At 69.3% G+C, this 25,338-nt stretch carries 19 protein-coding genes; 7 read left to right on the top strand and 12 right to left on the bottom strand.

The window, feature by feature from the left end; translation table 11 throughout:
* Positions 1-665 precede the first annotated feature (665 nt).
* The 8 genes from ACIREI_RS34245 to ACIREI_RS34210 all read right to left on the bottom strand — a co-directional run bounded on the left by ACIREI_RS34245 (position 666) and on the right by ACIREI_RS34210 (position 13,006).
* Positions 666-1,922, bottom strand: coding sequence for a beta-ketoacyl-[acyl-carrier-protein] synthase family protein (locus ACIREI_RS34245; RefSeq protein ID WP_403341336.1), 1,257 nt, complete (start codon positions 1,920-1,922; stop codon positions 666-668).
* Positions 1,919-3,226, bottom strand: coding sequence for a beta-ketoacyl-[acyl-carrier-protein] synthase family protein (locus tag ACIREI_RS34240; protein WP_403341333.1), 1,308 nt, complete (start codon positions 3,224-3,226; stop codon positions 1,919-1,921). Before ACIREI_RS34240 ends, ACIREI_RS34245 begins: the two co-directional genes overlap by 4 nt.
* Before the next feature lie 106 nt (positions 3,227-3,332).
* Positions 3,333-3,788, bottom strand: coding sequence for an SRPBCC family protein (locus ACIREI_RS34235; protein ID WP_403341330.1), 456 nt, complete (start codon positions 3,786-3,788; stop codon positions 3,333-3,335).
* Positions 3,772-7,785 carry an amino acid adenylation domain-containing protein gene (locus ACIREI_RS34230; protein WP_403341327.1) on the bottom strand — a complete coding sequence of 1,338 codons (4,014 nt, stop codon included), beginning with the start codon at positions 7,783-7,785 and terminating at the stop codon, positions 3,772-3,774. Before ACIREI_RS34230 ends, ACIREI_RS34235 begins: the two co-directional genes overlap by 17 nt.
* Positions 7,782-8,075: an acyl carrier protein gene (locus tag ACIREI_RS34225; RefSeq protein WP_403341324.1), complete on the bottom strand. Its 294-nt coding sequence runs from the start codon at positions 8,073-8,075 to the stop codon at positions 7,782-7,784. The genes ACIREI_RS34230 and ACIREI_RS34225 overlap by 4 nt, the downstream gene beginning before the upstream one ends.
* 44 nt (positions 8,076-8,119) lie before the next feature.
* Positions 8,120-9,913, bottom strand: coding sequence for an acyl-CoA dehydrogenase family protein (locus tag ACIREI_RS34220; RefSeq protein WP_403341321.1), 1,794 nt, complete (start codon positions 9,911-9,913; stop codon positions 8,120-8,122).
* A gap of 796 nt (positions 9,914-10,709) precedes the next feature.
* On the bottom strand, positions 10,710-12,308 hold the full coding sequence (locus ACIREI_RS34215; RefSeq protein ID WP_403341319.1) for an MFS transporter: 1,599 nt from the start codon (positions 12,306-12,308) through the stop codon (positions 10,710-10,712).
* A 200-nt stretch (positions 12,309-12,508) separates the two neighbouring features.
* Positions 12,509-13,006: a MarR family winged helix-turn-helix transcriptional regulator gene (locus ACIREI_RS34210; protein ID WP_403341316.1), complete on the bottom strand. Its 498-nt coding sequence runs from the start codon at positions 13,004-13,006 to the stop codon at positions 12,509-12,511.
* A 432-nt stretch (positions 13,007-13,438) separates the two neighbouring features.
* On the opposite strand from ACIREI_RS34210, the gene xerC reads away from it, so the two are divergent.
* Both xerC and ACIREI_RS34200 read left to right on the top strand, forming a co-directional pair.
* Positions 13,439-14,197, top strand: coding sequence for a tyrosine recombinase XerC (gene xerC, locus ACIREI_RS34205; protein WP_403341313.1), 759 nt, complete (start codon positions 13,439-13,441; stop codon positions 14,195-14,197).
* Between the two features lie 38 nt (positions 14,198-14,235).
* Positions 14,236-14,859: a tyrosine-type recombinase/integrase gene (locus tag ACIREI_RS34200; RefSeq protein ID WP_403341310.1), complete on the top strand. Its 624-nt coding sequence runs from the start codon at positions 14,236-14,238 to the stop codon at positions 14,857-14,859.
* A 751-nt stretch (positions 14,860-15,610) separates the two neighbouring features.
* Here ACIREI_RS34200 and ACIREI_RS34195 read toward each other — a convergent pair.
* A complete protein-coding gene (locus tag ACIREI_RS34195; protein ID WP_403341307.1) occupies positions 15,611-16,099 on the bottom strand; it encodes a GNAT family N-acetyltransferase in 489 nt (162 codons plus the stop codon).
* Positions 16,100-16,603: 504 nt separating this feature from the next.
* Here ACIREI_RS34195 and ACIREI_RS34190 point away from each other — a divergent pair.
* The 3 genes from ACIREI_RS34190 to ACIREI_RS34180 all read left to right on the top strand — a co-directional run bounded on the left by ACIREI_RS34190 (position 16,604) and on the right by ACIREI_RS34180 (position 19,720).
* A complete protein-coding gene (locus ACIREI_RS34190; RefSeq protein ID WP_403341304.1) occupies positions 16,604-18,289 on the top strand; it encodes a ribonuclease J in 1,686 nt (561 codons plus the stop codon).
* A gap of 364 nt (positions 18,290-18,653) precedes the next feature.
* Positions 18,654-19,046: a hypothetical protein gene (locus ACIREI_RS34185; protein WP_403341301.1), complete on the top strand. Its 393-nt coding sequence runs from the start codon at positions 18,654-18,656 to the stop codon at positions 19,044-19,046.
* Positions 19,047-19,051: 5 nt separating this feature from the next.
* Positions 19,052-19,720: a nucleotidyl transferase AbiEii/AbiGii toxin family protein gene (locus tag ACIREI_RS34180; RefSeq protein ID WP_403341298.1), complete on the top strand. Its 669-nt coding sequence runs from the start codon at positions 19,052-19,054 to the stop codon at positions 19,718-19,720.
* A 213-nt stretch (positions 19,721-19,933) separates the two neighbouring features.
* Here ACIREI_RS34180 and ACIREI_RS34175 read toward each other — a convergent pair whose 3' ends face one another.
* From ACIREI_RS34175 to ACIREI_RS34165, 3 genes are all read right to left on the bottom strand, one after another.
* The gene (locus ACIREI_RS34175) at positions 19,934-20,986 is read right to left on the bottom strand and encodes a tetratricopeptide repeat protein (RefSeq protein WP_403341296.1); all 1,053 of its coding nucleotides are present in this window, start codon (positions 20,984-20,986) and stop codon (positions 19,934-19,936) included.
* 925 nt (positions 20,987-21,911) lie between these two features.
* Positions 21,912-23,048: a hypothetical protein gene (locus tag ACIREI_RS34170; RefSeq protein WP_403341293.1), complete on the bottom strand. Its 1,137-nt coding sequence runs from the start codon at positions 23,046-23,048 to the stop codon at positions 21,912-21,914.
* A 17-nt stretch (positions 23,049-23,065) separates the two neighbouring features.
* Positions 23,066-23,254, bottom strand: coding sequence for a hypothetical protein (locus ACIREI_RS34165; protein ID WP_403341290.1), 189 nt, complete (start codon positions 23,252-23,254; stop codon positions 23,066-23,068).
* A 239-nt stretch (positions 23,255-23,493) separates the two neighbouring features.
* On the opposite strand from ACIREI_RS34165, the gene ACIREI_RS34160 reads away from it, so the two are divergent.
* Together ACIREI_RS34160 and ACIREI_RS34155 are read left to right on the top strand one after the other, a co-directional pair.
* Positions 23,494-24,219 carry an alpha/beta fold hydrolase gene (locus tag ACIREI_RS34160; protein WP_403341288.1) on the top strand — a complete coding sequence of 242 codons (726 nt, stop codon included), beginning with the start codon at positions 23,494-23,496 and terminating at the stop codon, positions 24,217-24,219.
* A 51-nt stretch (positions 24,220-24,270) separates the two neighbouring features.
* On the top strand, positions 24,271-25,122 hold the full coding sequence (locus tag ACIREI_RS34155) for an alpha/beta fold hydrolase (protein ID WP_403341285.1): 852 nt from the start codon (positions 24,271-24,273) through the stop codon (positions 25,120-25,122).
* Positions 25,123-25,338 lie beyond the last annotated feature (216 nt).

Here is a 25,338-nt window from a genome sequence, read left to right as displayed (position 1 = left end):
AGCAGTGGTCTCGGGAAGGTGCGTCATCACCAGCCCTGTCGACCTGCTCTCAGCCGATGCGGCCAGAACGCGAGTCTGGGCCTCCCAGGACTCGATCAGACGTGCAGCTCCGGCCAGCGCCTCGTCATGTCCCTTCCGAATGCTGCGGATGTCCTGCACGAGGCAGTGGGACATGTACGCGCGAATTGAAAGGTCCCGCCCAACCGCTCTCGGCCGCGCTCTGCCACCGGCGCCACAGCGCGTTCAGCGCTGCGGACGCCTTGTCGCCAACTGCCCAGTACCGCAAAGGCCGGATCCGCTGCGGCAAGCCGGGCATCTCCAGCGTTGCCGCCACCGCAGCTACGAGCAGCCCCGCCGGCTGGACGAGCACTGCCGCCTGCGAGCGCATTGTCTACAGGTCAGGTCTGCACTTCGAGCGCCTCCGGCTCGACGCGCCACCGGACATGTCGAGGCTCCGCAGCCCCCTCCCCCCCACTTCACCCACTTCCATGAGCGCAACCCGGGCCACGAAGGGGGCGTACCGGACCCCTAGGACCGGGGAGCGGAGGTGCAGAGCGCCCAATACGGCGCTCTGGTGGGCCGTTCCCCACTTCACCCCACTTGCGTAGAACAGCACCGCGGCCGAGGGCGACGGCCGCCCCGAGGGCCGGGCGCCGCCGCGGCGGTCACACGCTGCGGAACGCCAGCACCACGTTGTGGCCGCCGAACCCGAAGGAGTTGTTGAGTGCGGTGATCCGGCCCTCGGGCAGGGCCCGGGGTTCGCCGCGGACGATGTCCGCGTCCACCTCGGGGTCGAGGGTGTCGAGGTTGATGGTCGGAGGAGCGAGCCGGTCCCGCAGCGCCAGGACCACGGCGACGGACTCGACACCGCCGGCCCCGCCCAGCAGATGGCCGGTCATGGACTTGGTGGCGGACACCGCGAAGTGGTCGGTGTCGTCGCCGAACACCTTGCGCAGGGCGAGGACCTCGGCGACATCGCCCATCGGCGTCGAGGTGGCGTGCGCGTTGACGTGCACGATCTCGGACGGCTTCACGTCATTGGCGTCCAGCAGGTTGGTCAGTGCGGCGGAGATGCCGCGGCCGCTCGGTTCCGGCTGGGTGATGTGGTGGCTGTCGGCGGACAGCCCCTGCCCGACGGCCTCCGCGTAGACCCGCGCACCGCGCCGCGCCGCGTGCCCGGCCGCTTCCAGGACGACGACACCCGCACCCTCGCCCATGACGAAGCCGTCCCGGTCGGCTTCGTACGGACGGGAGGCCGCCGCCGGGTCGTCATTGCGCTTGGACATCGCCATCATGTTGCCGAAGGCGGCCATGTTCAGCGAGCAGATGGCCGCCTCGGTGCCGCCCGCGAGGACGATGTCGGCCCGGCCGGTGCGGATCATCTCGACGGCGTAGCCGATGGACTCGGCGCCGGTGGCGCAGGCGCTGACCGGACTGTGCACCCCGGCGCGGGCGTTGATGTCCCGGCCGACCGTGGCCGACGGGGTGCTGGCCATCATCATCTGCATGGCGTGCGGGGAGACCCCGCGGGGCCCCTGCTGCTTGAGCATCTCGTACTGGTCGAGCAGCGAGGTCATCCCTCCAATGGCGGAGGCGACAACCACGCCCAGCCGGTCCGGATCCACCGCGGCGTCCGCGCCGGCCCGGCCGGTGAACCCCGCGTCGGCCCACGCCTCGCGCGCCGCGACCAGGGCGAATTGGGCCGCGCGGTCCAGGGTGACCGTCTCGGGCAGTACCTCCCTCGGTTCCACGGCGGCCTCGGCGGCGATGCGCACCTGGACCTCGTCGGCCCAGTCGTGCCGCAGGGGCCGGACGCCGGAGCGGCCGGCCAGCAGGCCCTGCCAGGTCGAGGCGGCGTCACCGCCGAGCGGTGTGGTGGCACCGAGGCCGGTGACGACCACGGTGCGGTCGATCGCTGTCACAGGAGGTTCTCCACGTCCGGATCGGTGAGGGGCTGGGCGGGAAGCCCCCGGAAGGTCAGGGCCACGTTGTGCCCGCCGAAACCGGCGGAGTTCTTCACCGCAACGTTCTGCTCGCCCCCGAGCTTGCGCGGGCCGCCGTGCACCACGTCGACGTCGAGGCCCTCGCCGAGGCGGGTGAAGTTGCGGGTCGGCGGCACGATGCCGTGGCGCAGGGCGAGGATCGTGGCGATCGACTCGATCGCGCCGGCCGCGCCCAGGCTGTGCCCGGTCATGGACTTGTTCGCCGAGACCGCCGGGCCCCGGTCCGCGTCCCCGAAGACGGTCCGGATGCCGTGCGCCTCGGCGGCGTCGCCGGGCAGGGTCGCCGTGCCGTTGGCGTTGACGTGCGCCACCTCCTCGGGCCGGACGCCCGCGTCGGCGAGCGAGGCGCGCAGGGCCGTGGCCGTGCCGGCGCCGGACGGGTCGGGCTGCACCATGTCGTAGGCGTCGGAGGAGATGCCCACGCCGACGAGTTCGGCGTAGATCCGCGCGCCCCGCTCCCGTGCGTGCTCCTCGGACTCCAGGACGAGGATGCCCGAGCCCTCGCCGAGCACCATCCCGTCGCGCTCGGCGTCGTACGGCCGGGAAGCCGAGGCGGGGTCATCCACCCGCTTCGACAGGGCGCGCATGGCGCCGAAGGACGCCAGGACGAGCGGGTGCAGCGGTGCCTCGGTGCCCCCGGCCACCACCACGTCCGCCTCTCCGCGGCGGATCAGCTCGGCCGCGGTGACCAGCGCCTGGGTGCCGGAGGAGCAGGCGTTGACGGTGGCGTGCACTCCGGCGCGCGCGTTGACGAGCAGGGCGACGGCGGCGGCGGCGCCGTTGCCCATGGACATCGGCACGGTGAGGGGCGGAACCCGGTTCCACCCCCGGTTCCGCAGCGCCTCCCAGCCGCCGATGATCGCGTGGAGGTCGCCCAGGGCGGCCGACACGACGACAGCGACCCGTCCGGGGCGCACCGCGGCGGTGTCGAGTCCGGCGTCGCCCCAGGCCTCCGACGCGGCGGTCACCGCGAGCTGCGCGGAGCGGCTGAGCCGCCGGCGCTGCTTGTGCTCGAGGCCGGGCCCGGGTTCGGTCCGGACGCGCCCGCCGATCATCGGGGGCATGTCCTCGGTCCACGGATCGCCGTCCAGCAGACGGATGCCGTTCTCACCGCGCAGCATCGCCTCCCAGGTACCGGCGACGTCACCGCCGAGCGCGGTGGTCTCTCCGAGGCCGGTGACGACGACTTTCGTACGGTCGTGCTGAGGAAGGGTCCCCGGCATGACTTCTCCTGTTCAGGTCGTTGATGAAGAGGGGCACGTTGCCGGCCGTGCCGGCGGGGCCGCCGGAGGCTGTGCTGCCTCCGGCGGGCGACGTGCGGGCGGCCCGTCAGGGCTGGTGGTGCGCCGTCTGCGCGAGCTGACCGGCGAGCTTGCCGGAGTCCTTCTTGACCTGGCTGACGAGCACCTTCTTGAGCAAGGACTTCGGCATGATCCCGAAGTAGTCCCCGGGCTCCACGTCGAACGTCCACTGCACGCCGGTGGTGCCGTCCGCGTGCTCGGTGTAGTCGTAGGTACCCGTGTAGCCGAACGGCCCGTCCACCACGTGGAACCTGGACCGGTGGCCCGGTTCGTACTCGTCGATCTCGACGGTGAAGGTCATCTTCTTGCCGATCAGCTGGAAGGTGATCTCGTAGCGGCAGCCCGCCGCCGCCGCGCCGTTCAGCAGCCGCGTGTCCACGCAGGCGGACTGCCACTCGGGGTCCCGGGCGGGGTCCGACAGCCAGGCGAACGCCTCCTTCGGTGCCACCGGAAGGTCGAACGCGTACTCAGCCCTGAGCGTCATCGCTGTGTGCTCCCATGTGTGGTGCGATCGCCTGTGCGGCGACAGCGGCGTGCGGCGGATACATGACGGAGTTGTGGTCGCCGGAGACGTCGACGACCCGGAGCGACCCCTTGATCAGCGCTTCCCAGCCGAGCTTCGGCCCGTAGTCGACCGTCTCGTCGACAGCGCGCAGCAGCAGCAGGTCGAGGTCGTCGGGCTCGGGCAGGTAGGTCTGCAGGGCGATGCCGTTGGCGAGGTACGCCTCGAAGTAGCGCAAAATCTGCGCGCGGTCGGCGTCCTCGGCGAGGACGCCGATGGCGGCGGCCCGCTGCAGGATGTGGTCGAACGCGGCGTCTCCGCCCAGTGCCCGCAGGTCCTGCGCGGGGATGTCGAGGGTCTTGCCGTAGGGCACCGCGAGGTCGCGCGCGAACCACGACAGGATCGTCGCGTCGTCCGCGGTCTCCGGGATGTTCTCCTCGATGGGGGCGCGGCTGTCGATGGCGGCGAGCAGTTCGATCTCCTCGCCGGCCGCCCGGAGCTGTCCGGCCACCTCGTAGGCGATCACGCCGCCGAAGCACCATCCGCCCAGAGCGTACGGTCCGGACGGCTGGATCTCCCTGAGGTAGTCGATGTACCGGGCGGCCATGCCCTCCACGCTCACCTCGGCCTCGCCCACGTTCTCGATGCCGGGGGCCTCCACCGCCAGGACCGCCCGGCCGGCGGGCAGGTGACGGGTCACCTCGACGTAGCAGAACACGGTGCCACCGAAGGGGTGGAACAGAAACAGCGGCCTGCTGCCCGGCTCCCCCTCGCGCAGGGTGACGATCGGGGCGCGGGAGGTCTCCTGGCCGCCGCGGCGGACGATCGTGGCGAGTTCGGCGATGGTGCCCTGGCGCAGCAGTTCGGAGATCGGGATCTCCACTTCCCATTCCTTGCGGATGGCGGCGCTGAGCCGCACGGCGAGTAGGGAGTGGCCGCCCACGTCGAAGAAGTTGTCGTGGACGCCGACCTCGGGGATGCCGAGGATCTCCGTCCACATCCGCGCCAGGGTGATCTCCGTGGCGTCGCGGGGCTTTTCGAAGACCGCGTCCGAGGTGGCGGCGGGCGCCGGCAGCCGGTTGCGGTCGATCTTCTTGTTGGCCGTCAGCGGCAGTTCGTCCAGGAGGACGACGATGCCCGGGACCATGTACTGCGGCAGCGAGACGGCCGCCGCCGACTTGAGGCCCGCGGGCCTCAGCTCGGCGCCCGGTTCCGGGACCACGTAGCCGACGAGCCGCTCGTCGCGGACCACGACGACGGCCGCGGACACCCCGGCCACCGCCTGCAGTACGGCCTCGACCTCGGCGAGTTCGATGCGGTACCCGCGCAGCTTCACCTGGTTGTCCAGGCGGCCGTGGTGCAGCAGCCGCCCGTCGCTGGTCCAGCGTGCCCGGTCGCCCGTGCGGTACAGCCGCTCCCGGGGAGCTGCGGGCAGCCCGGTGACGAACCGCTCCGCGGTCAGCTCCGGCCGGTCCCAGTAGCCGACGGCCAGTCCGTCGCCGCCGATCCACAGCTCGCCGGGGAACCCGGGCTCGACGCCGCGTCCCTGCGGGTCCAGCACGTACAGCCGGGTGTTGGCGAGGGGTCGGCCGATGTCGATCCCGCGGGCCGGGTCGACCATGCCTTCGGTGGACCAGATGGTCGTCTCGGTCGGCCCGTACACGTTGCGCAGGCTCGCCACCCGGCCGGCGAGGAACTCGGCCAGTTCCAGTGGGAGTTCCTCACCACCGCACAGCACGTTCAGCCCTGGGCAGCCGTTCCACCCGGCGTCGCGCAGCATGCGCCACGAGGTGGGGGTGGCCTGCATCCAGGTCGGGCCGGAGTCCGCGATCCGGGCGGCGAGGCGCGCGCCGTCGGCAGCGGTCTCGCTGTCGCACACGATGACCCGGCCGCCGGCCACCAGCGGCATGAACAGTTCCAGCCCGGCGATGTCGAAGGAGATGGTGGTCACCGCGAGCAGGCTGTCGGCGGCGGAGAACCCGGTGTTCTCCCGCATCGACAGCAGCAGGTTCACCAGGGCGCGGTGCGCGATCGCCACGCCCTTGGGACGACCGGTGGAGCCGGACGTGTACAGGATGTACGCCGGGCCCGACGGAGTCGGCACCGCCGGTTTCGTGCGCGCGCCGTCCCCGGTCCGCTGTGCGACGGTGCCGGTGACACCCGCGTCCAGGTCGTCCAGGTTCAGCACGGGCAGCCCGGCCGGCCGGTTCTCCCGTAGGGCCCGCTCACCGAGCAGCAGCCGGGCCCGCGAGTCCTCGGCCATGTAGGCCAGCCGCTCCACGGGCAGCTTGGGATCCAGCGGGATGTACGCGGCACCGGCTGCCATGACGCCGAGCAGGGCGGCCACGAGCCGCGCCCCCCGCTCCGCCATCACCGCGACCCGGTCGCCGGCGGCGATCCCGGCCGTGCGAAGGGCCCCGGCGATGTGTTCGGTCTCCGTCAGGAGGCGGTGGTAGCTCCACTCCTCCCCGTCGGCGACGAGCGCGATCGCGTCGGGCGTGCGCCGGGCCTGGTCCCGGAAGAGTTCGGGGAGCCCGGCATCGGGCAGTTGGCGCACGGGCCCCGTGCCCTGGGCGGCGAGCTGCGCCCGCTGCCGTTCGTCGCCCCGGGCGAGCCGGTGCAGCGGCTCGTCCGGGTGGCCGACCAGCGTCTCCACGGTGGTGACGAAGGTGGCGGCCAGTTCACGGGCCGTGCCCGGCTCGAAGACGTCGGTGTTGTACCGCAGGACGCCCGCGAAGGCGCCGTCCCGCTCCCCGCCCATCTCGATCCACAGGTCCGTCTGGCCCTCCTGCTGCGGTAGGGGGTAGGGGCGCAGCGTGGCGCCCGCGATGCCCAGTTCGGCCGCCGGACCCGGGTCCAGCAGGAAGAACGCGTCCATGTCGTTCAGGAACGGCAGCCGGTCCCAGGCGAAGCCGGCCTGGTACAGCGGCGTCCGGCTGGGGTCGCGGGGCGGGGCGAGTTCCCGCACCAGCCAGGGGAAGGGCAGTTCCTGCGCCCGCATCGCCTCCAGCGCCCGGGTCCGGGTCGAGGCGAGCACCTCGCGGTACGTCGCGTTCTCGTCGACCTCGCCCCGTACCACGACCGTATTGACGAAGTTGCCGAGGGCATCGCGGAACTGCCGCTGGAGCCGCCCGGAGGTGGGTGTGCCCACCAGGACGTCCGACTGGCCGCTCAGTCGGCTCAGCAGCACGAAGTAGGCGGACAGCAGCACCATGTACGGCGTCGCCGACGCCTCGCGCGCCAGGTCCCGCACCGCCTCGGTCGCGGCGGTCGACAGGGCGAACGGCACCGAGCCGCCGTCGTAGGTCGGGGCCGGCGGCCGGGGCCGGTCACCGTAGAGGTCGAGGCCGGGCGGCGCGTCCGCGAGCCGTGCGGCCTCGCCGTCGACGAGTTCCCGGGCCTTGTCGGTGGTCAGAAACTGCTGCTGCTGCTCGGCATACGTCGCGAACGCGCCACCGTCGAGGGTGAACCGGTTGGGTACGCCCTCCAGCCTGCTGCGCACCTCCGAGAGCAGCAGCGCCAGCGACCAGAAGTCGGCCGCGACGTGGTGCATCACGGCGGCGAACACCCAGGTGCGCTCGGCGGTGCGGTAGAGGTGGACGCGCCACAGCGGGGGCCGGGACAGGTCGAACGGTGCCCTCGTGTCGGTCCTGACGCGGGCCCGCAACGTCTCGGGGTCCAGGTCACGCGCGTCGGTGTGCCGGATGTCGAGGGGCACGGACTCCTGGACCCACTGTTCCGGGCCGTTCTCGCCGGGCCGGAAACAGACGCGCAGTGCGTCGTGCTCGCTCATCAGGTCGCTGAGGATCTGCTCGACCCGGGTACCCAGCTCTGGGTCGGCGGTGACCTCGGCGCCGAACACGAGGTGGTAGGCGGAGCACTGCGGGTCGGTTTCGTGGATGAACCAGAGGCCGACCTGCTGTGCGTTGACGTGGGGCAGCGGGGCCGCCGGGGATGCTGTGGCCGTCGGATTCGTCATCGCCGGCCGTCCGCGGCGACCGGCACGGACTCGGTGTTCATGAGCTTCCACAGCGCCTCGGCCAGGGTGTCCACGGTCGGGTGGTCCCACAGCAGGTCCACCGGCAGGTCGGACAGGCCGCAGGCGTCCTCGACCTCCATGCCGACGGAGAGCGCCGCCATGGAGTCGAGGCCGTAGGAGGTGAACGGCTGGTCGGTGGAGAGTTCCTCGGCGGGTATCCCGGCCTCGGCGGCCACCGCCTTGGTGAGTACGTCCTTCACGTCGTCGAGCGTCAGGTGCGTGGAGTTCATCGCGGTTCGGGACCTTCCGGTGTTGCGGTGGACAAGGGCGTCGTTCACAAGGTGGCGGCCGGCTGGTCGCCGCCGCTCGTCTCGGGCGCGCCCGGCCGGGCCTGGCGCACGGTGCGGATGGAGAAGAACTCGTTGTTCTCGCGCTGGGCGTTCATGCGGTCGAAGAGCTGGCGGGCGATGGCCGGGTCGAGGTCGCCGATCCGGTACTCGTGGATCTGCTCGCGCCCCAGGGCGGCATGCAGCCAGGCTCCGTCGGCGAAGAACGCGTCGAGGTGGTCGCGGTTGTGCAGCCAGACACCGAGGGCGGCCACTGCGGCGTGCAGGGCGCAGAGTTCCTCCGCGAGCCGCATCAGCCGGGGCGAGGTGGTCTTCGCGGAGGCCGGCGAGCGGTCCGTCCGCCGGTCCGGGGAGCGCCGCTCCTCGTCGACGCGCCGGAACAGCGTGTCGAGCCGCTGCCGCAGGGCCTCGGCTCCGGCGCGCAGCGCGGCGAGGCGCTCCGCGTCGCAGCCGGCGGTCGGGGTGAGCCCGGCGAGGTGGTCGATCAGCGCGGGGAGGCTGGCGAGGACCGCGTCCCTGCCACGGCCGAACACGCTGACCCGGGCGGGGTGGAAGGGGGGGAGTTCGGCCCGCAGGTCGTACAGCGTGCTCCAGTCCTCGTCACGGGGCCTGCCGTGGGCCTTGGCGAGGGCGGCCAGCTGCAGGGTGATGCTGTCCAGGCAGACCGGTTCACTGCCGTCGAAGACCGACACGACGGCACCGTCGCGCAGCATCTTCTGGAAGATGCCCGCGTGCTCCGGGGCGCGCATGTAGTACCGGGCGCCCAGCGTGCGCGCCAGCGCCTTGCCGGCGTGGTCGGCGAGGCGGGCCACCTGGACCTTGGCGGCGTTCCCCCAGACGCTGAACTCCTCGGTGTACAGATGCAGCCCGCGCATCGCCACCAGGCTCTCGCACTCCGCGACCAGCATGCTGAGGTAGGCGTTGGCGAGGGATTCGGAGACGTACGGGATCTCGCTGGCCGGGCCGTCGTACAGGGTCCGGCCGGACAGGAACCCGCTCACCGTCCGCAGCATGGTGTCGCCCGTGCCGAGGGACAGGCCGGTGCACAGGGTGCGGGTGATCAGCAGGCCCCGCAAGGACAGTTCGAGCCCTTCTCCCTCGGCGCCCAGCCGGGCGGAGGCGTCCACCCGGGCGTCATCAAAGGCGACTCCGCTGATGTCGCATCCGCGCAGGCCGTAGGTGGGGACGCGAGGCACGCCGGTCACCTCGCCGGAGACGATCCGCGACCTGTCCACGAGGAACATGGACTGCTTGCGCTTGTCCGGTACGTCGTCTTCGCCGGTGGTGCCGAGCAGCACCACGTGGGTCGAGGTGCGGCCCCGGTTGATGGGCCATTTCTCGCCGGAGAGGACGTACTGCCCGCCGTCCGGGACGGCTTGGAAGTCGTTGGCGGCCAGGTCGGCGCCGTGCCCGGGTTCCGAGTAGGCCAGGCAGGGGATGACGCCGCCCCGCAGCACCGTGTCGGACCAGTGCGCCCGCTGCTCGGCGTCGCCGCCGATCCAGGCGAGCATCATCCACACCTGGGTGCTCTCGCTCACCGCCACGTTCATGTCGCGACGCGCAATCACGCGGGTGAGCCACAGCAGTTCCTCGGTGCTGCGGAGATCCCCGCCGAGCCACTCGGGAACGAAGTACCGGTGGAAGCCGAAGGCGCGTGTCCGGCCGATTGCGTCGGCCGGCAGTTCCTCTCGTTCGTCGAGTTCCAGCCCTCGCCGGAAGGACATGGAGTTGGCGTCCACCCCCGGATCGCCCAGCCACTTCTCCAATGCCTCGGCCGGCACTGTCGCATCTGTCGAACGCTGCGCCACTTCTCCGGACACGGCGCCCGCAAGTGGTTTTTCGGTTACCAATTCACGCACGAAGTACTCCCCATTCAGCGCATGACAAAGCAGGACTCGGCACTGGCCGGTAATCACCGGAGGTCACCAGAAACACCGGCAATCATCGGTAGTCACCAGCGATTACCGGCGACCACCGGAAAGCGTCGGCAATAAGGATTCAGCCCAGGACTGCGCACGGCACGTCAATGTGCCGCGGCACCAACTCAGGCCGGAAGGGCACCGCTGCCAAGGCGCGCGCACGCGACCGACACGGGCCAGAGAACTAGCAGGTCAGCAGCTTCGGCGTCAGCGCCGTTCACCGCGACAGACGAACATGATGTGGATCACTCGCACGCCCCCGTGACGTTTCACAAGGCGCGGCGTGAAATGGCCGACACCTTGCCCTTCGGGCTCCGCAGAGCCCCTTCCCCGTTTTGATTGCCCATACAGCAACCCTGCCGCACCCCAGGCGGCTTCGCGCTACGCCAGGACTCTAGCACTTACAAGCCACAATAACTTGTGACGCAGGTCACTGTTTCAGAATTCTTTTGAATGAGGATGCGATTCCACTCGGAAGGTCAAATTCCATTGCCGTGAAGGGGATTATTGAATTCCGATTCACCGTCTCGCATTTCCGTTGAATTCGCAATTGACACTCCATCCAATTCGTCCACCGCGAAGGCCGGCGCCCGACACACGCAGACGCCCGGCCGGGTCGAGCCCGGCCGGGCGTCTGCGTGTTGCTGTGCGGTGTGGGTCAGGAGGGGGCGCCCACCGGTTCCGGTCGCAGCTCGCCGTCCTCGTCGAGGTCCGGCGGGATCGTCGACAGCGCACTGGCGTGGAGATCCTTGGTGCGCAGCATGAGGAAACCGATCAGCGCGGCGATGAAACCAAGGATCGCGCACAGGGTCATGGCATCGTGGAAGGCGGTCATGAAGGCGTCCCGGCCGGCGGCCACCACCTGCTCCTTCATCGAGCCTGCGTTCGCGGCGACGGCGTCGAACGCACCGGCGCTGATGCCGTGGGCGGCTTCCTCCGCCACGCCGTCACCCATCTGCTTGCCGACCGCGGAGGCGGCGAACTCGTCCGCCACCCGGTTCTGGAAGAAGGCACCCACACCGGCGATACCGACGGCGACACCGACCTGCTGGAAGGTTTCGTTGATGCCGGAGGCGACGCCGGACTTGGCCGGCTCCGCGACGCCGATGGCCAGCGCGGCACGGGTCGGGTTGAAGGCGCCCATGCCGAAGCCGGCGATGACCAGGCTCGGGATGAGCACGGTCCAGGCCGAGTCGGCCTCCGCCAGGTTGAGGAAGAGCAGGCCGATCGCCATGACGAGGGTCGAGCCGCCCAGCAGTACCCGGAAGGGGACCTTGCCGATGAGACCGCCGCCGATCGCACCGGCCACGAACATCGCGGCCGTCAGCGGCAGGAACCGCAGACCGGCCTCCCAGGCGTCCATGCCCAGCATGTTCTGGAGGTAGCTGGTCTCGAAGAAGACGGACGGCAGCGCGCCGGCGTTGCCGATCATGGCGACGAGGGAGATGCCGACGAAGGTGGGGTTGCGGAAGAACGACAGGTCGATCATCGCGCGCTCGCCCAGCCGTCGCTCGATGAACAGGAACACCACCAGGAAGACCGCGCTGGCCGCGTACAGGCCGAGCGTGTTGACGCTGGTCCAGCCCTCCTCGGGCGCCCTGATGGTGGCGAAGACCAGCGCGCCGAGCGCGATGCTGAAGGTGATCAGGCCCGCCCAGTCGGTGGGGTGGGCCCTCCGGTTGAGGGACTCGCGCACCCGCAGCGCGCCGATGAGGATGGCGACGATGCCGACCGGCACGTTGATGTAGAAGATCCAGCGCCAGGACAGCGAGCTGGTCAGCGAGCCGCCGATGAGCGGCCCGGTGGCGACGGCAAGACCGACGGCGGCACCGAAGACGGTGAAGGCCGTCGCCCGCTCCTTGCCGTGGAACTCGTGGCTGAGCATCGCCGGGCCGACCGCGAACATGATGGCCGCGCCGACGCCCTGTACGGCGCGATAGAGGCTGAGTGCCGTGGCGTCACCGGCCAGGCCGCAGGCCAGCGAGGCGATGGTGAAGATGGCGAAGCCCACCTGGAAGACCCGCTTGCGACCGAGCCGGTCGGCGAGTGAGCCCGCTGCCACCAGGAAGATCGCGAGGGTGAGGGCGTAGGCGTCGAACACCCACTGCAGGTCGGCAAAGCTGCTGTCCAGGGATTCGTGGATCTGCGGCAGTGCGACGGCCACCACGCTCAGGTCGAGCATCAGCATGAACGTGCCCAACGCGACGATTCCCAGGGTCCACCACCTCGTGGGCGATGGTGCGCGTTCTGCGGACATGGCGGGGACTCTCCTATCAACCGGATTCATAGATGATGGAAAAATAGATGATTGGAAAGCCCGGGGTCAACCTCTCTACGGCGTGTAGCGCGCGTCGCCCGGACGGACGGCGGCAGGGGCACGAGCCCACAGCGGCGGGGCGCGGGAAAAACGAAGGGGGCGGGCCCCGAAGGACCCGCCCCGACAGCAGCCGGTGTCGTTCAGTCGCTGCACACCGACGCGGGCCAGCGGCCCGCGAGCATCCGGTCGAGCATCTTGCGCAGCACGTGGCGCTCGTCGTCGGCGAGCATGCCGAAGAAGGCCGACTCGACCTCGGTGACCACGCTGTCCGCCTCCGCCAGCACCGCACGGCCGGAGTCGGTGAGGATCAGGTTGTAGCGCCGCCGGTCGACGGGGTTGCGCCTGCGCTCGACGTGCTGGTTGCACTCCATCTCGTCGATGACCGTCACGACGGTGGTCGGGTCGAGGTTGAGCAGCCGACTCAGATCCTGCTGGGACAGCTCCGGACCGCCGGCCAGGGAGGCCAGCACGAAGAAGTACCGGCTGCGCATGCCGACGGTCTCCAACGCCTTCTCCACGTCCTCCACCAGCAGCAGCGCCGCCTTGTGGAGCAGGTACCCCGGACGCTCGGCGATCAGGAAGTCCTCGCGGGGCCGCCGGGGCGCCCCGTTCTGCTCGGTGTTACCGCTGCGCGTCATGACCCGACTCCCTTCAACCATCGGAAATGTCTACCGTCGAAGATACCAACGCTTCTCCGGCACGGAACGTGCCCGGTCACGCACGTTCAAGCGGAAGCCACGCTTGGGACACGCGGAGCCCAGGCTCATGCAAGCGCCAGAGTTCACGCCTGGGCCGGAATTCGCAGGGCTGGGGAACGAGGCGGCCCACACCTTCCGTCGCGCATGGCACGAATGGAGCCTCCGGGCCGCCTGGTCCTGGAACAGGCTCGAGGAACACGACTTCGCTGTCGACACCGTCCTTCGCCACGCCTATGGGCGACGACGCAAGGGACGCCCTGAGGCTGAGGCAGCCTTTGAACGGCTCGCTGCGGACTGGATCGCCCAGGCCCGCTCTCACGCTGCCCAGCCGCGGGACACCCAGCTTCATGGCGCCCGAGCAGGCGCTGGGCCATGGCAGCGACATCAGGTCCGACCTGTACGCCCTGGGCATGGTGCTCTACCGGTGCATCGCTGGCCGGCTGCCCCACGAAGACTCCAACACGGCCAGCGTTCTCCACAGGCTCCCGTGAGACATATCGGTGGACGGCCTCCCAGGCTCACCTCCCCTGCTGCACAACGTGGTGCGTACCTGCCTCGCCCGCGATCCCGGCCAGTCACAACGCCGCAGAGGCCGCGCTGCGGACGTTCCTGGAGGGCGAGGCCGGCGGCTTCAACACCGACCCGAACCAGACCGTCGCCGACTACCTGCATACCTGGCTGACGGCGAAGTCGCTGGTGCTCAAGCCGACGACCATGGCCCGCTACGGCGACTACGTGCACAACGATCTCGCCCCCGCCTTCGGCAGCCTCAGGCTCGACGAGCTCCGGCACCGGCACATCGCCGCCTTCGTCACCGGCCAGCTCGCCGCCGGCCGCGGCCGCACCACCCTCTACCGGTGCCTGGCCACCCTGTCCAGCGCACTGGGAGACGCGGTCCGCCAGCACCGCCTCGCCCACACCCCCCCAGCCCACCGGCCCTGCGCCGACCGCCCGCGCCGGAACGCCCGCATCCGGACCACCGACGAGGCGGTCCGCTTCCTCAAGCACTGCCACCAGGCCGCCCCGGACCTGGCCGAGCTGTTCGAGTTCCTCATCGGCACCGGCCTGCTCAAGGGCGAGGCCCTCGGCCTGCACTGGGACGACGTCCACCTACGCGAGGGCGTCCTCTAGGTGCGCTGCACACTCTCCGCTTCGACATCAACCACCTTGTGATCACGACGCCCAAGACCCGCTCCAGCAAGAACGGGGTGGCCATCTCACCGCGCGTCGCCGCCCTTCAACGCCGGGCTCGCTCCAGCGGCCGCACACATAGCAGCCCGAGCGCCCTCTTCACGGGACTGGTCTTCTGCCGACCCGACGGCCGACCGCTGCGGCCCAGCGCAGTTCTCGCCCGGCTCCGCCAGCTCTCCGACGAAGCCGGCGTTCCCCGGGTGACCGTTCACGACCTGCGCCATCTGGCCGCCACCCTCACCATCACCGCCGGCGTCCCCCTCACCGCGGTCTCCAAGACCCTGCGCCACTCCACCCTGTCGACCACGGCCAGCATCTACGGCCACCTCACCGCCAGCATCTACGGCCACCTCACCCAGCAGGCCGCCCGCGAAGCTGTCGACACCCTCGAGCACACCCTCACCTGGGCCGAACAGAGAGCCGAGGGGCAGGCCCGGCCGAAGCGGCCGCGCTCATCACACGACCACATCCAGCGGCTGCGCGAGGCCCTCCACCGGCCCCCCGCCCGGCTTCGGCTCCCCCGCGAGCCGTCCCCAGATCCGGCCTGCGACCACAGTGCGACCACCAGCCCTCCGGGAACGCGAAAGGCCGCCCTCCCGTAAACGAGAGAACGACCTCCGACCTGCAACAAAGCTGGTCGGGACGACAGGATTTGAACCTGCGACCCCTTGACCCCCAGGAGTGTGAGGCACCTGGATTATCTGCATATATCAGACGAATTCCGGGTGCTTTGCGTGTCCTGACACCTCTGCCGTTAGGCATCGCGCAGGCCGTGTGGTCCCCAACCGGTCCCCACGACCAAGATGGGGACGAGGCTCGAGGACGCCAGCCACCCTCTCTCGCTCCCCGGAGCCGGCGAAAGTCCGGGTTCTCCGCCCGGCTGAACTCGAGAAGCGATGACGCCGCCCTGGCTAGCAACGCCCCCAAGGCCCGTCCCGCATCAGCCGCGGACGTGATCATCGAGCCTCGAAGCCCGGTCTGCCGGACCCAGATCGATCTCCTGCTAGCACGATCCGGTGCAGGGCGGCGTTGGCAAGCCTCCCCAGCACGCTGTCAGCACTCCGACAGCTTCGGAGTATCCGCTGAAGACACAGGTTCACCCACCGGCCCCGGTCGCGCGGAAGACGGCTTACCAGCACCATGGCCCGACAGGTGGGCAGGGAATGCGTGCCGATGGCGATGGCTCTGGGAGAGCCGGAGGTGAGGAATTCGCCGGGGGCGAGGCCGCTGGCGCAGGCGATCACCACGCCAGGGCAGAGGAGACGGCACACACGCAGCGCGCGGCGTCCAGCGGCTCCGGCAAGCCGGCCACCATGCAGGCCAAGCCGGTGCCCTGCGAGCCGGCACACCGCCTCATTCCGAAGGAATGCGAAACTCGAATTCGGGGCGGTCCCACGGTACGGCGGGCGGGTTCGCGAACGCGGTCCCGGTCCGAACCGCACCGACGCGGTGGTAGAAGTCCTCGGCGGGAAGGTGCGACACGACCTTGAGACGGTCGATCCCGGCGGCACGGGCCTCGGACTGCATGTGCGCGACGAGTAGCCGTCCAATACCCCGCTTTTGCACTTCGTCGGCGACGAACAGCAGGTCGAGCTCCGGTGGAGCGAGGACGAGCGAGTAGAACCCGAGGACCCGGCCTCCCTGCTCGTCGGCGCCGACGGCCACAAAGGCGCGGTGGGCCTCGATGTAATCAGGCCCGACCCGGTAGCCCGCGACTGCGGCTGCGTACTTACCCTCGTAGGCGCCTGAACCACGCACGAGCCGCGTGAGCCGTTTGGCATCCCCCGCGACGGCCCTCCGTATCGTGATCGGCTGACGGATCGGGGAAGTGCGTGAACTCATCGGGAGAGTATTTCGCACCGGGGAATGCCTTCGCGCGGCGGGTCGGCTGCTCGGGCAGGCGCTCCTGCACCGCTCCCGGGAACCGCTCGCCCAGGCCCCGATCGGCCACGTCACTGCCGCCGAATCGGCCGCCCGCCATCAGCAGCGCTTCGGGGGCACCGCCATCTGTCTGCCCGGCGAAGGAAGCTACCTCGGGGCCCTCTCAGCCCACTTGCTCCTCAGCACCGACGGCACCCGCGTCTCGACTGCTTCGAGTGGACCAGTGCCGAGGCCCACCAGGAAGCAGCGAACGCCGGAAAACACGACGGGGCGCACAAGATCGCCTCCAACACCGGGCGAACGGTTCGGCCAGGGAAGGTGGCACCACTTTCACCACTCCCCGTTCCGGCCACCGGCATGCTCTGATCGTGCCGGGGCACCCACTGCGGGCGCCCTGCTCCGTCGGGAAAGGAGATCACACAGGGAATGGATCACCCTGTCCCGCTCTCCGGGTACCGTCAGGGTATGAGTCATCCGCACCCCGAGCTGAAAGCCGCGCCGCCCCTTCCCGAAGGAGGGCTGCGGGTCATCGCACTGGGCGGCCTGGGTGAGATCGGCCGCAACATGACCGTCTTCGAGCACGCGGGCAAGCTGCTCATCGTCGACTGCGGTGTGCTGTTCCCCGAGGAGACCCAGCCCGGCGTGGACGTGATCCTGCCGGACTTCACCTCGATCCGGGACCGGCTGGACGACATCGTGGCCGTGGTCCTCACCCACGGCCACGAGGACCACATCGGCGGCGTGCCGTACCTGCTACGCGAGCGGTCCGACATTCCCGTCGTCGGCTCCAAGCTGACGCTGGCGTTCCTGGAGGCCAAGCTCAAGGAACACGGCATCCGGCCGCGCACGGTGCGGGTGCGGGAGGGCGACCGGCGCGGCTTCGGGCCCTTCGACTGCGAGTTCGTGGCGGTCAACCACTCCATCCCGGACAGCCTCGCGGTCGCGATCCGCACCGGCGCCGGGATGGTGCTGCACACCGGCGACTTCAAGATGGACCAGTTCCCTCTCGACGACCGCATCACCGATCTGCGCGCCTTCGCCCGCCTCGGCGAGGAGGGCGTGGATCTGTTCCTCACCGACTCCACCAACGCCGAAGTACCCGGCTTCACCACCTCCGAGCGTGAGCTGAATCCGGCGATCGAGCAGGTGATGCGCACCGCGCCACGCCGGGTCATCGTCTCCAGCTTCGCCAGCCACGTGCACCGCATCCAGCAGGTCCTGGACGCCGCCCACCAGCACGGCCGCAAGGTCGCCTTCGTCGGCCGATCCATGGTCCGCAACATGGGCATCGCCCGTGACCTGGGCTATCTGAAGGTCCCCTCCGGTCTGGTCGTGAGCACCAAGGAGCTGGAGAAGCTCCCGGACCACAAGATCACTCTGGTGTGCACCGGCTCCCAGGGCGAACCCATGGCCGCGCTGTCACGGATGGCCAACCGCGACCACATGATCCGCATCGGCAAGGGCGACACCGTCCTGCTCGCCAGCTCCCTCATCCCCGGCAACGAGAACGCCATCTACCGGGTGATCAACGGACTCACCCGGTGGGGCGCCCACGTGGTCCACAAGGGCAACGCCAAGGTGCACGTCTCAGGGCACGCCAGCGCCGGCGAACTCGTCTACTGCTACAACATCGTCAAACCGCGCAATGTCATGCCCGTCCACGGCGAATGGCGCCACCTGCGGGCCAACGCCGACCTCGCCATCCGTACCGGTGTCGACCCCGAACGGGTCGTGATCGCCGAGGACGGCGTCGTCGTCGACCTAGTCGACGGGCGCGCCTCCATTACCGGCAAGGTCCCCGCCGGCAACGTCTACGTGGACGGCATGGAAGTCGGTGGTGCCACCGAAGCGTCCCTCAAGGACCGCCTCACCCTCGCCGCCGAAGGCGTGGTCACGGTGGTGGCGATCGTCGACGCGGACACCGGCGCGCTCGCCGAGGCCCCCGACTTCCTGGCCCGCGGCTTCGTCCACGACGACACCACGTTCGAACCGGTCATCCCCGTCATCGAGAAGACCCTGGCCACCGCGGCGGAGGAAGGCGTCGGGGACGCGCGCCAACTCGAACAACTCGTCGCCCGCGCCGTGGCGAACTGGGCGTTCCGCACCCACCGCCGCCAGCCCCTCATCATCCCCGTCATCATCGACGCCTGAGCCACAGCCCGGCAGCACGGTCCCGTTCCGGCCTCGGCCCCGCCAACACCGAGGTCAGGCACGGGAGTCAGCAGTCAGTCCAGAAGGCAGAGGTGGCAACGCACTCCACATGATGAGTCATCGGAAAGATGTCGACCTGAGCGAGTCATGGAAAGGACCAGGTCAGAGCCGCTTTCTCAGCTCGCCAGGCAGCGTGTGGGCGCTCAGAGCGTCAAACGAGCGTCACGGCCGACAGTCCGTCCCGCCCTACTCGGGTCAGGCCAAGCTGCCGCGACCAGCTCCCCCGGCACGCACGGGCCCCCACTCCAACCACCAGCTGTCTCATCATGACCCGCGCCACTTCTCGGGCCGTCATAATGGACTCATGTCCTCCAGCCCACAGCATTCCGCACCCACCCCGAGCGACTTCTCGGGCGCGGTCGCCGAGGACCTCGCCCTGTACCGGGAGAAGTTCCGCCGCCGTCTGCCGGAGTCGCTGGACGAGCTGCACGGGCCGACCGACGGTGTCGTGGAACTGCCACTGCACATGGCCTGGTCCGGGATGACCTCATACGACCTGGGCAAGCCGCGCCAGCTTATGGGCCTGTACCGCACCGTCCTGCACGAGGGCCTGCGCGAGGACCTGCCCCGCTACCTCAACCAGGACCTGCTTCTCCATCTGTGGCCGGTGCTACGCACCCTCGTCGGCCGGACCGTGCGCACCGTATGGGAAGACGCCTTCCCCCAGCTCGCCTCCCGCACCCGGGCAGCCGCGTGACGGACATGCCGGAGCTGCACACGCGGCTCCTGGCGGATGTGATCGCGCTCGGCTCCCCGTATCCCCTGGTTCTCACCGGTGGATATGCCGTGCGTGCGCACCGCCTCGTGAACCGCCCGAGCCAGGACCTCGATGTCGCCACCGAGAACCCGGCGCCCATGGCCGACATCGCGGCCGTGGTTCGCGCCGGCCTGAAAGCCCGGGGCTGGAAGGTGCAGGCGCTGGAGACCGCCCCATTGTCCGCCCGCTTCACAGTGTCCGACCCAGCCACCGGGCAGGAGTGTGAGGTCGACATCCTCAAGGAAGTCTTCTGGCGGCCAGTCACCCAAAGCCGGTACGGACCCGTACTGGCGGAGGAGGATGTGATCGGGACCAAGGTCCGTGCGCTTGCCGACCGTGGAGCGCCGCGCGACCTCATCGATGTGTTCGCAGCGTCCCGCCGCTGGAACACTGCCGATCTCGAAGAATTCGGCAGAAGGCACGCCCGCGGCCGCTTCGAGCTCGAAGACCTGCAGGCAAACCTCGCCGGAGCCGAGTGGACTGACGACGAAGCCTTCGCTGCCTACGGTCTCAACGACGCCACGATCTCCGCTCTCCGAGCGTGGGCCCTGGAATGGGCCGACGATCTCGCAGCCCGGCTACTCAATGAATCCGACGAACCAGACACCTACTGACAGCGGCACCCCAAGCGCGACTCGCGGAACTCTCGACGAGGGGAACACACCGTGAGCGCCGCCTGAAGCCCACGAATCGTGAACCCTTCTTGGAGCGGGGAGTCCCTGGCGCCCCGTACGGCCGTACTCGTGCCCTCCAAGCATCGCCGCGAGGAAACGGCCTGGGACCATGACGCACCCAACGACGGCGCCCCCGTGCTCATGGAGGTTCTTTCAACAGCTCATCCCCAACGCCTGGAAAGCCTGCTCGAGCCGGTACACATCTCTGTCCCCCACTCCAAACTCCTGCCTGAGTCGTTCCAGCGCGACCCAGCAGCGCTCGGCACTCTGCAATGTCCCGTACGCCTCGAAGTGCACCAGTTCCAAGCCCGCCGCCGTGCGAGCCGTAGCGGGGTGGTCGTCACCAAGCACCCGCCCTTGCAAAAGAAGTGTCTCGGCGAAGAGATCGAGTGCGTCTTTCGTGTGCACTCCTGACTCGTCGTAGGCGCAGGCCAGTTCATAGGCGGTGGAGAGGACGTCAGGATGCGCCCGCCCCAGGACGTGCTGCTGCGCTTCGAGTACCGCTTCGCCCGTCGCCACGGCGTCCCGCCAACGCCCCGCCATGCGTTCGGCAACGGCACGACGGTTCTTGGTGAGCAAAGTGTCCCGATGATCGGCACCGAGCCGGGTGGTCTGTGCCACGAGGGTCTCCTGGGCAAGTTCCACAGCGTCCGCGACATGTCCGCGGCTTCCCAGCGGGATGATCATGGCAGAGGTGCACCTCAGTGTGTCGAGCCCGATGGGTCCACACACCGAGATGCGGCGCTCTCGCAGCACCGCCCCCAGCTTCACCGCATCGGCATAACGATGCGCGGACGTGTATGCGCGCAGGAGGACATCACCGACGCCCAGCACAGCTGCATCATCCTGCGTAAACAGCTCCATCCCGCGTCGGTACAGCACCTCAACCCGCGCCAGGACCGCCTGCCAGCGCCCCAGGTCGGACATGTGATCGTACGCCGCGGCCACCACGGCCAAGGCCTCACGAGTGACGAGCTCTTGGGGATGGCAGGCGAGGAAAGACTGCAGCACGAGCTGCCATCGCTCCCTCGCGCGGCCCCGGTCCGGCACAGAGTAACGGGGGTCCAACGCCACCAGCAGGACATCGGCCCAGCGGGCGGCTTGGCGCTTCTCTTCCTGTGCAAGGAGCCCACGCACGGTCGTGCAGTACACCGGGCTGACGTGCAGAAGAGCGTCATCAAACGTGCTCAGGCCGCACTTGCCCACGACGGGAAAACGCCTTGCTCAGCTCGGCTGGATGGAGAGCGATCTCCGTACTGAGCGTGTCATCGTCGGGGCGGTACAGCGGGCGCGGCCCGATGGAGCGGGCGGGCAGGGGGGGTGGGGCCGAGCAAGGCTGCCGCGTCCAGCAGGTGGACTATCCATCGGTCCGTAGACGCCAGGGAGTTGCGTGTCTCTTCGATTTCTGGCGATGAGAGACCCGGGGTAGCGGTCAGGGCCGGCTCCGCCGAGGACGGCCCGCGGGCGGTCACGCAGCGCATTCAGGAAACTGTCGACTGTGCAGCCGCGCTTAAGCCAGGCTTCCGCGTAGGCGAGTGCCAGGGGGAGGTTGCCGAGGGCGGCCGCGATTCGCCCGGCATCCTCGGTACCGAGCGAGCCGATGTTCGTACGGAGATAGTCGATCGCCTCCTGTCTATCCCAGGGGCCGACGGGCACGACCTCCGCCCACCCACCCCACTCGGCCGCCGATCCGGAGGACGTAATCAATACATGTCCGGCTGTGTCACCTCCCTGAAATCGGTCATAGTCGGTCCAGCTGCGCAGGCCGTCGATCACCACCAGTGCGGGCTTCTTGCCGACATCCGGTGCGCTCTCTGCCTCTGCCGCCGTGTTCCCATGGGCCAGCTTGCCGTCCCTGGCCCTGATCCAGTGCACGGATCCGAATCGTGAGGCGTTGAGGTGCGCCCACTCAGCGGCGATGTGGCGCTTGCCGACACCGAACGGGCCGACGAGGACGGTCGTTCCCCAAGGAGCCTGGGACACGCGCCGGTCCAGCACGGCCAAGTGGTGCCGTCGTCCCCAAAAACGCGGATTGCGCGGCGGTACAACGCCCGGTCCGCGCCTCGGCCCCGGCTCAGAAATACGTGCCCGTGGCGCGGCCGTCTCATTGCTCACTCGGGCTCCCCCGCAGTCATCGCATGTCCGCCAACCAGTCATTGGTGGAGCTCAGATGACGCAGCCCCACACCTTCCTGCGCCCATCGCTCCCCCTTCACAAGAACGTCAACCACTGGTTCGAAGTGATGGCTTTCGCCTAGCCAATTCACCAAGGTCTCCGCCTCCGCACGCGTACTGCTGCACTCCTTGCCCGGGAGAGGAGTGCCCACGGTGATCAGGTCCCGGTAGAGCGCACGCGTGGGAACAAGCTTCAGGCCCAGGCCGACGGCTGCGTCCATCGCCTTGAGGGGGATCTCCAGACCGCTGACGTCGAGGTCGCCGAAGTAGCGGATCTCCCTGAACTGCGTTCTGGCGTGCCCATCGGCCCCATGGTGGGTCGTGATGCTGCGCACCGAGGCCGTGAAGGAGCGGCCGACTCCCCAGGCCACACAGCCAATGCGGTGCTGGTGCTCAAGCTCGCGCAGCCGACGTACGAGCGACGTGTACGTGGCCGAGTTCTCGACGACAAGCAGGATGTCACCGCTACTCAGTGACGTGCTCTGATCGCCCGGACTGAACCTGGAGAAACGAGCGTTGAGAAGAGGCGGGTCGGTAGGGAAAGCACAGATCAACTCATAGAAGTCAGCACGCTTCTCGAACAACGGACCACCAAACCCCTTGTGGTCCAGGCATTTCTCGGGCTCCGGGAAGGCCGCGGTGTACTCACGCTTCCCGAAGATCTCCAGGGCACGTTCCCGCAGCGGCACCTTCAGCACCGGGCCACGCAACGCGTGCAACCAGTTACTGATGGTTGTGTAGGCCACCTCCTGTCTCGGAGTGACCTTTCGCTGTTCCTTGATCAGTGCATGGAGCAAGGGGTGATGAAGGGTCCGTCGCCTCCCTCTGGGTTCCGGCGCCATGCGCACGGGAAGCAGATGGATCCCCGGCGGCTCTCCTGCCTTCTCGCGCATAAGCTGGACACGTCCGGAAGAGGCGAGGACAGCCAGACACCGGCGCAGTGTCTCCTCCTCCGGGTCGCTGTCAGGCCCTGCCCGATAGACGGCTCGAAGAGCTTCGAGCAGCTCCGGCACTCGGACCTGCTTCGCTTGATAGCCGTTCCACCTTCTCGACTCGGCCCACCGGTGAAGACTCTCCAGCAGGTCTTCGGACAAGCGCTCTAATCCCGACATCACCCGACCGCCGCTTCGCTGGACGGGCTCTGGAAATAGCGGACGGCTGTGATGTCGCCCCCGGCTCCGTCCCGTAGGGAGGCGATGTGCCGACCCACGGACCGGTCCGCCACCGAGAGGTACCGCCACCGTGCCCTGAGGTCGGCGTCGTTGCGCATCCTGATGACGAGCGGGAAGACGTCGGTCACGCTAGGCCGGACGCCGCGCCGCCAGTTGTCGCGCAGAGCACGACTCCTTGCCCGCAGGCGCAGCGATCACGGACGCGGACGCGGACAGAACACGGTTCGGGCGCTGACAGGCAAAGCGTCTTCACCGTTCCTCCTTACGGTTCTGTTCGTGCCTGTGGTGCTTCGCCCCTGACCGAACGTCATGCGCGGATCGCCTCTCGGCGCGCCTCCCCCGTACCGCTCTCCACAAGGAGTTCTGCATGTCCCGTTCCGGTAACCCGACCGTCGTCCTTGTTCACGGTGCCTTCGCCGACGCATCCAGCTTCTCCCGTGTCATCCCCGAGCTGACCGCCCGTGGCCTGGACGTGGTCGCCCCGGCCGTGCCCAACCGCAGCCTGCTCGGTGACGCCGCCTACATCGCCTCGCTCGTCCGCCGGATTCCCGGCCCGGTCGTCCTGGTGGGCCACTCCTACGGCGGTGCCGTCATCACCGTCGCGGGCGCGGAGGACAACGTCGCAGCGCTGGTCTACCTGGCCGGGTACGCCCTGGAGGAGGGCGAGAGCCTCGGTGAACTGCAGGGCCGCTTCCCGGATTCCGGCCTCTCCGACGCGCTCGTCTTCACGCCCTTCCCGATCGAGGGCTCGACCACTCCCGGCACCGATGTCTCCGTCCGGATCGACAAGTTCCCGTCGATTTTCGCCGCCGACGTCGAGCCCCGTCTCGCCTCCGTGCTCGCCGTCTCCCAACGTCCCCTGGCCGCAGCCGCGTTCGCCGAAAAGGCCCCGGTCGCGGCGTGGAAGACCAAGCCCTCCTGGGGCCTGGTCGCCTCGGCCGACCGCACCATCAACCCCGATGTGGAGCGCTACGGCTACCAGCGGGCCGGAATGACCACCGTCGAGGTCGACTCCTCGCACCTGGTGATGCTCGCGCACCCCGAGCGGGTCGCCGAACTGATCCACGAGGCGGTGCGGGCCACCGCCCGGTGAACCGTCCCACGCCCAGCACGAGCCCGTTGGCACAACCGTAGAGAGCGAACAATGAACTCACCGATCTCACGCCGCACCGTCGCCGTTTCACTTCTGGCCGGCGCCGCCGCCCTAGGAACTCCGGGCGCCGCGTTCGCCACTCCGTCACCGTCACCGACAGAGGGACTGCCGTCCCGACGACGACACCGACATGATCAGCCCACCATCGTCCTGATCCACGGCGCGTTCGCCGACGCCTCCAGCTGGAGCGCCGTCGTCGAACGTCTCCAGCGGCAGGGCCACCATGCCCTCGCGCCGGCCCTTCCCCTGCGCGGGCTGGCCAGTGACGCCGCCTACATCCGCAGCGTGCTGGACAGCATTCCGGGACCGATCGTGCTCGTGGGCCACTCCTACGGCGGAGCGGTCATCAGCGTCGCGGCAGCTGACGCACCTCGGGTCAAGGCGCTCGTCTACATAGCCGCCTTCGTACCGGACGTCGGCGAAAGCGCCCTGGAGCTCACGGGCAAGTACCCCGGAAGCACCCTGTCACAGGCCACAAGCACCCAGTACTACCCACTGCCTGGAGGCGGCGAGGGCGAGGAACTGATCATCAAGCAGGAGCTGTTCCGGGAGCAGTTCGCGGCCGGAGTGCCCGCCACGACCGCTCAGGTGATGGCGGTGGGGCAACGTCCGATCGCCCTGGCCGCGCTTCAGGAGAAGGCCACCGCGGCGGCATGGAGGAAGCTCCCCAGTTGGTGCCTCGTCGCCACCGAGGACCGCAACATCCCTCCGGCCGCCGAGCAGTGGATGGCCGATCGCGCCCACGCCCACACTGTCAGGGTCCGCGCACCCCACGCGGTCGCCGTGAGCGATCCGGCCCCCGTCACCGAACTGATCCTGCGCGCCGCGCGCTCGGCCTGCTGAATAGATCGACAGACCACCGATGCACGGTCACCAGCCCACACAGATCCGGCTCGACGCATCGCCCGCCTCAACTGCGGTCACTCAGCGTGTCGAGGGCGGCGGTGATTCCGTTTATCGCTGCTGCCCTGGACGTCGCCCCCCTGGGGAGAAGCTGGGGAGGATCCATCGCATAACACAGCACGCCCGTGAAAGACGCTTAAAGAATCATCACCGCAG

The organism is Streptomyces sp. NPDC093591, assembly GCF_044764885.1.
Classification (GTDB): domain Bacteria; phylum Actinomycetota; class Actinomycetes; order Streptomycetales; family Streptomycetaceae; genus Streptomyces.
This window is presented reverse-complemented; position numbering and strand designations above follow the sequence as displayed.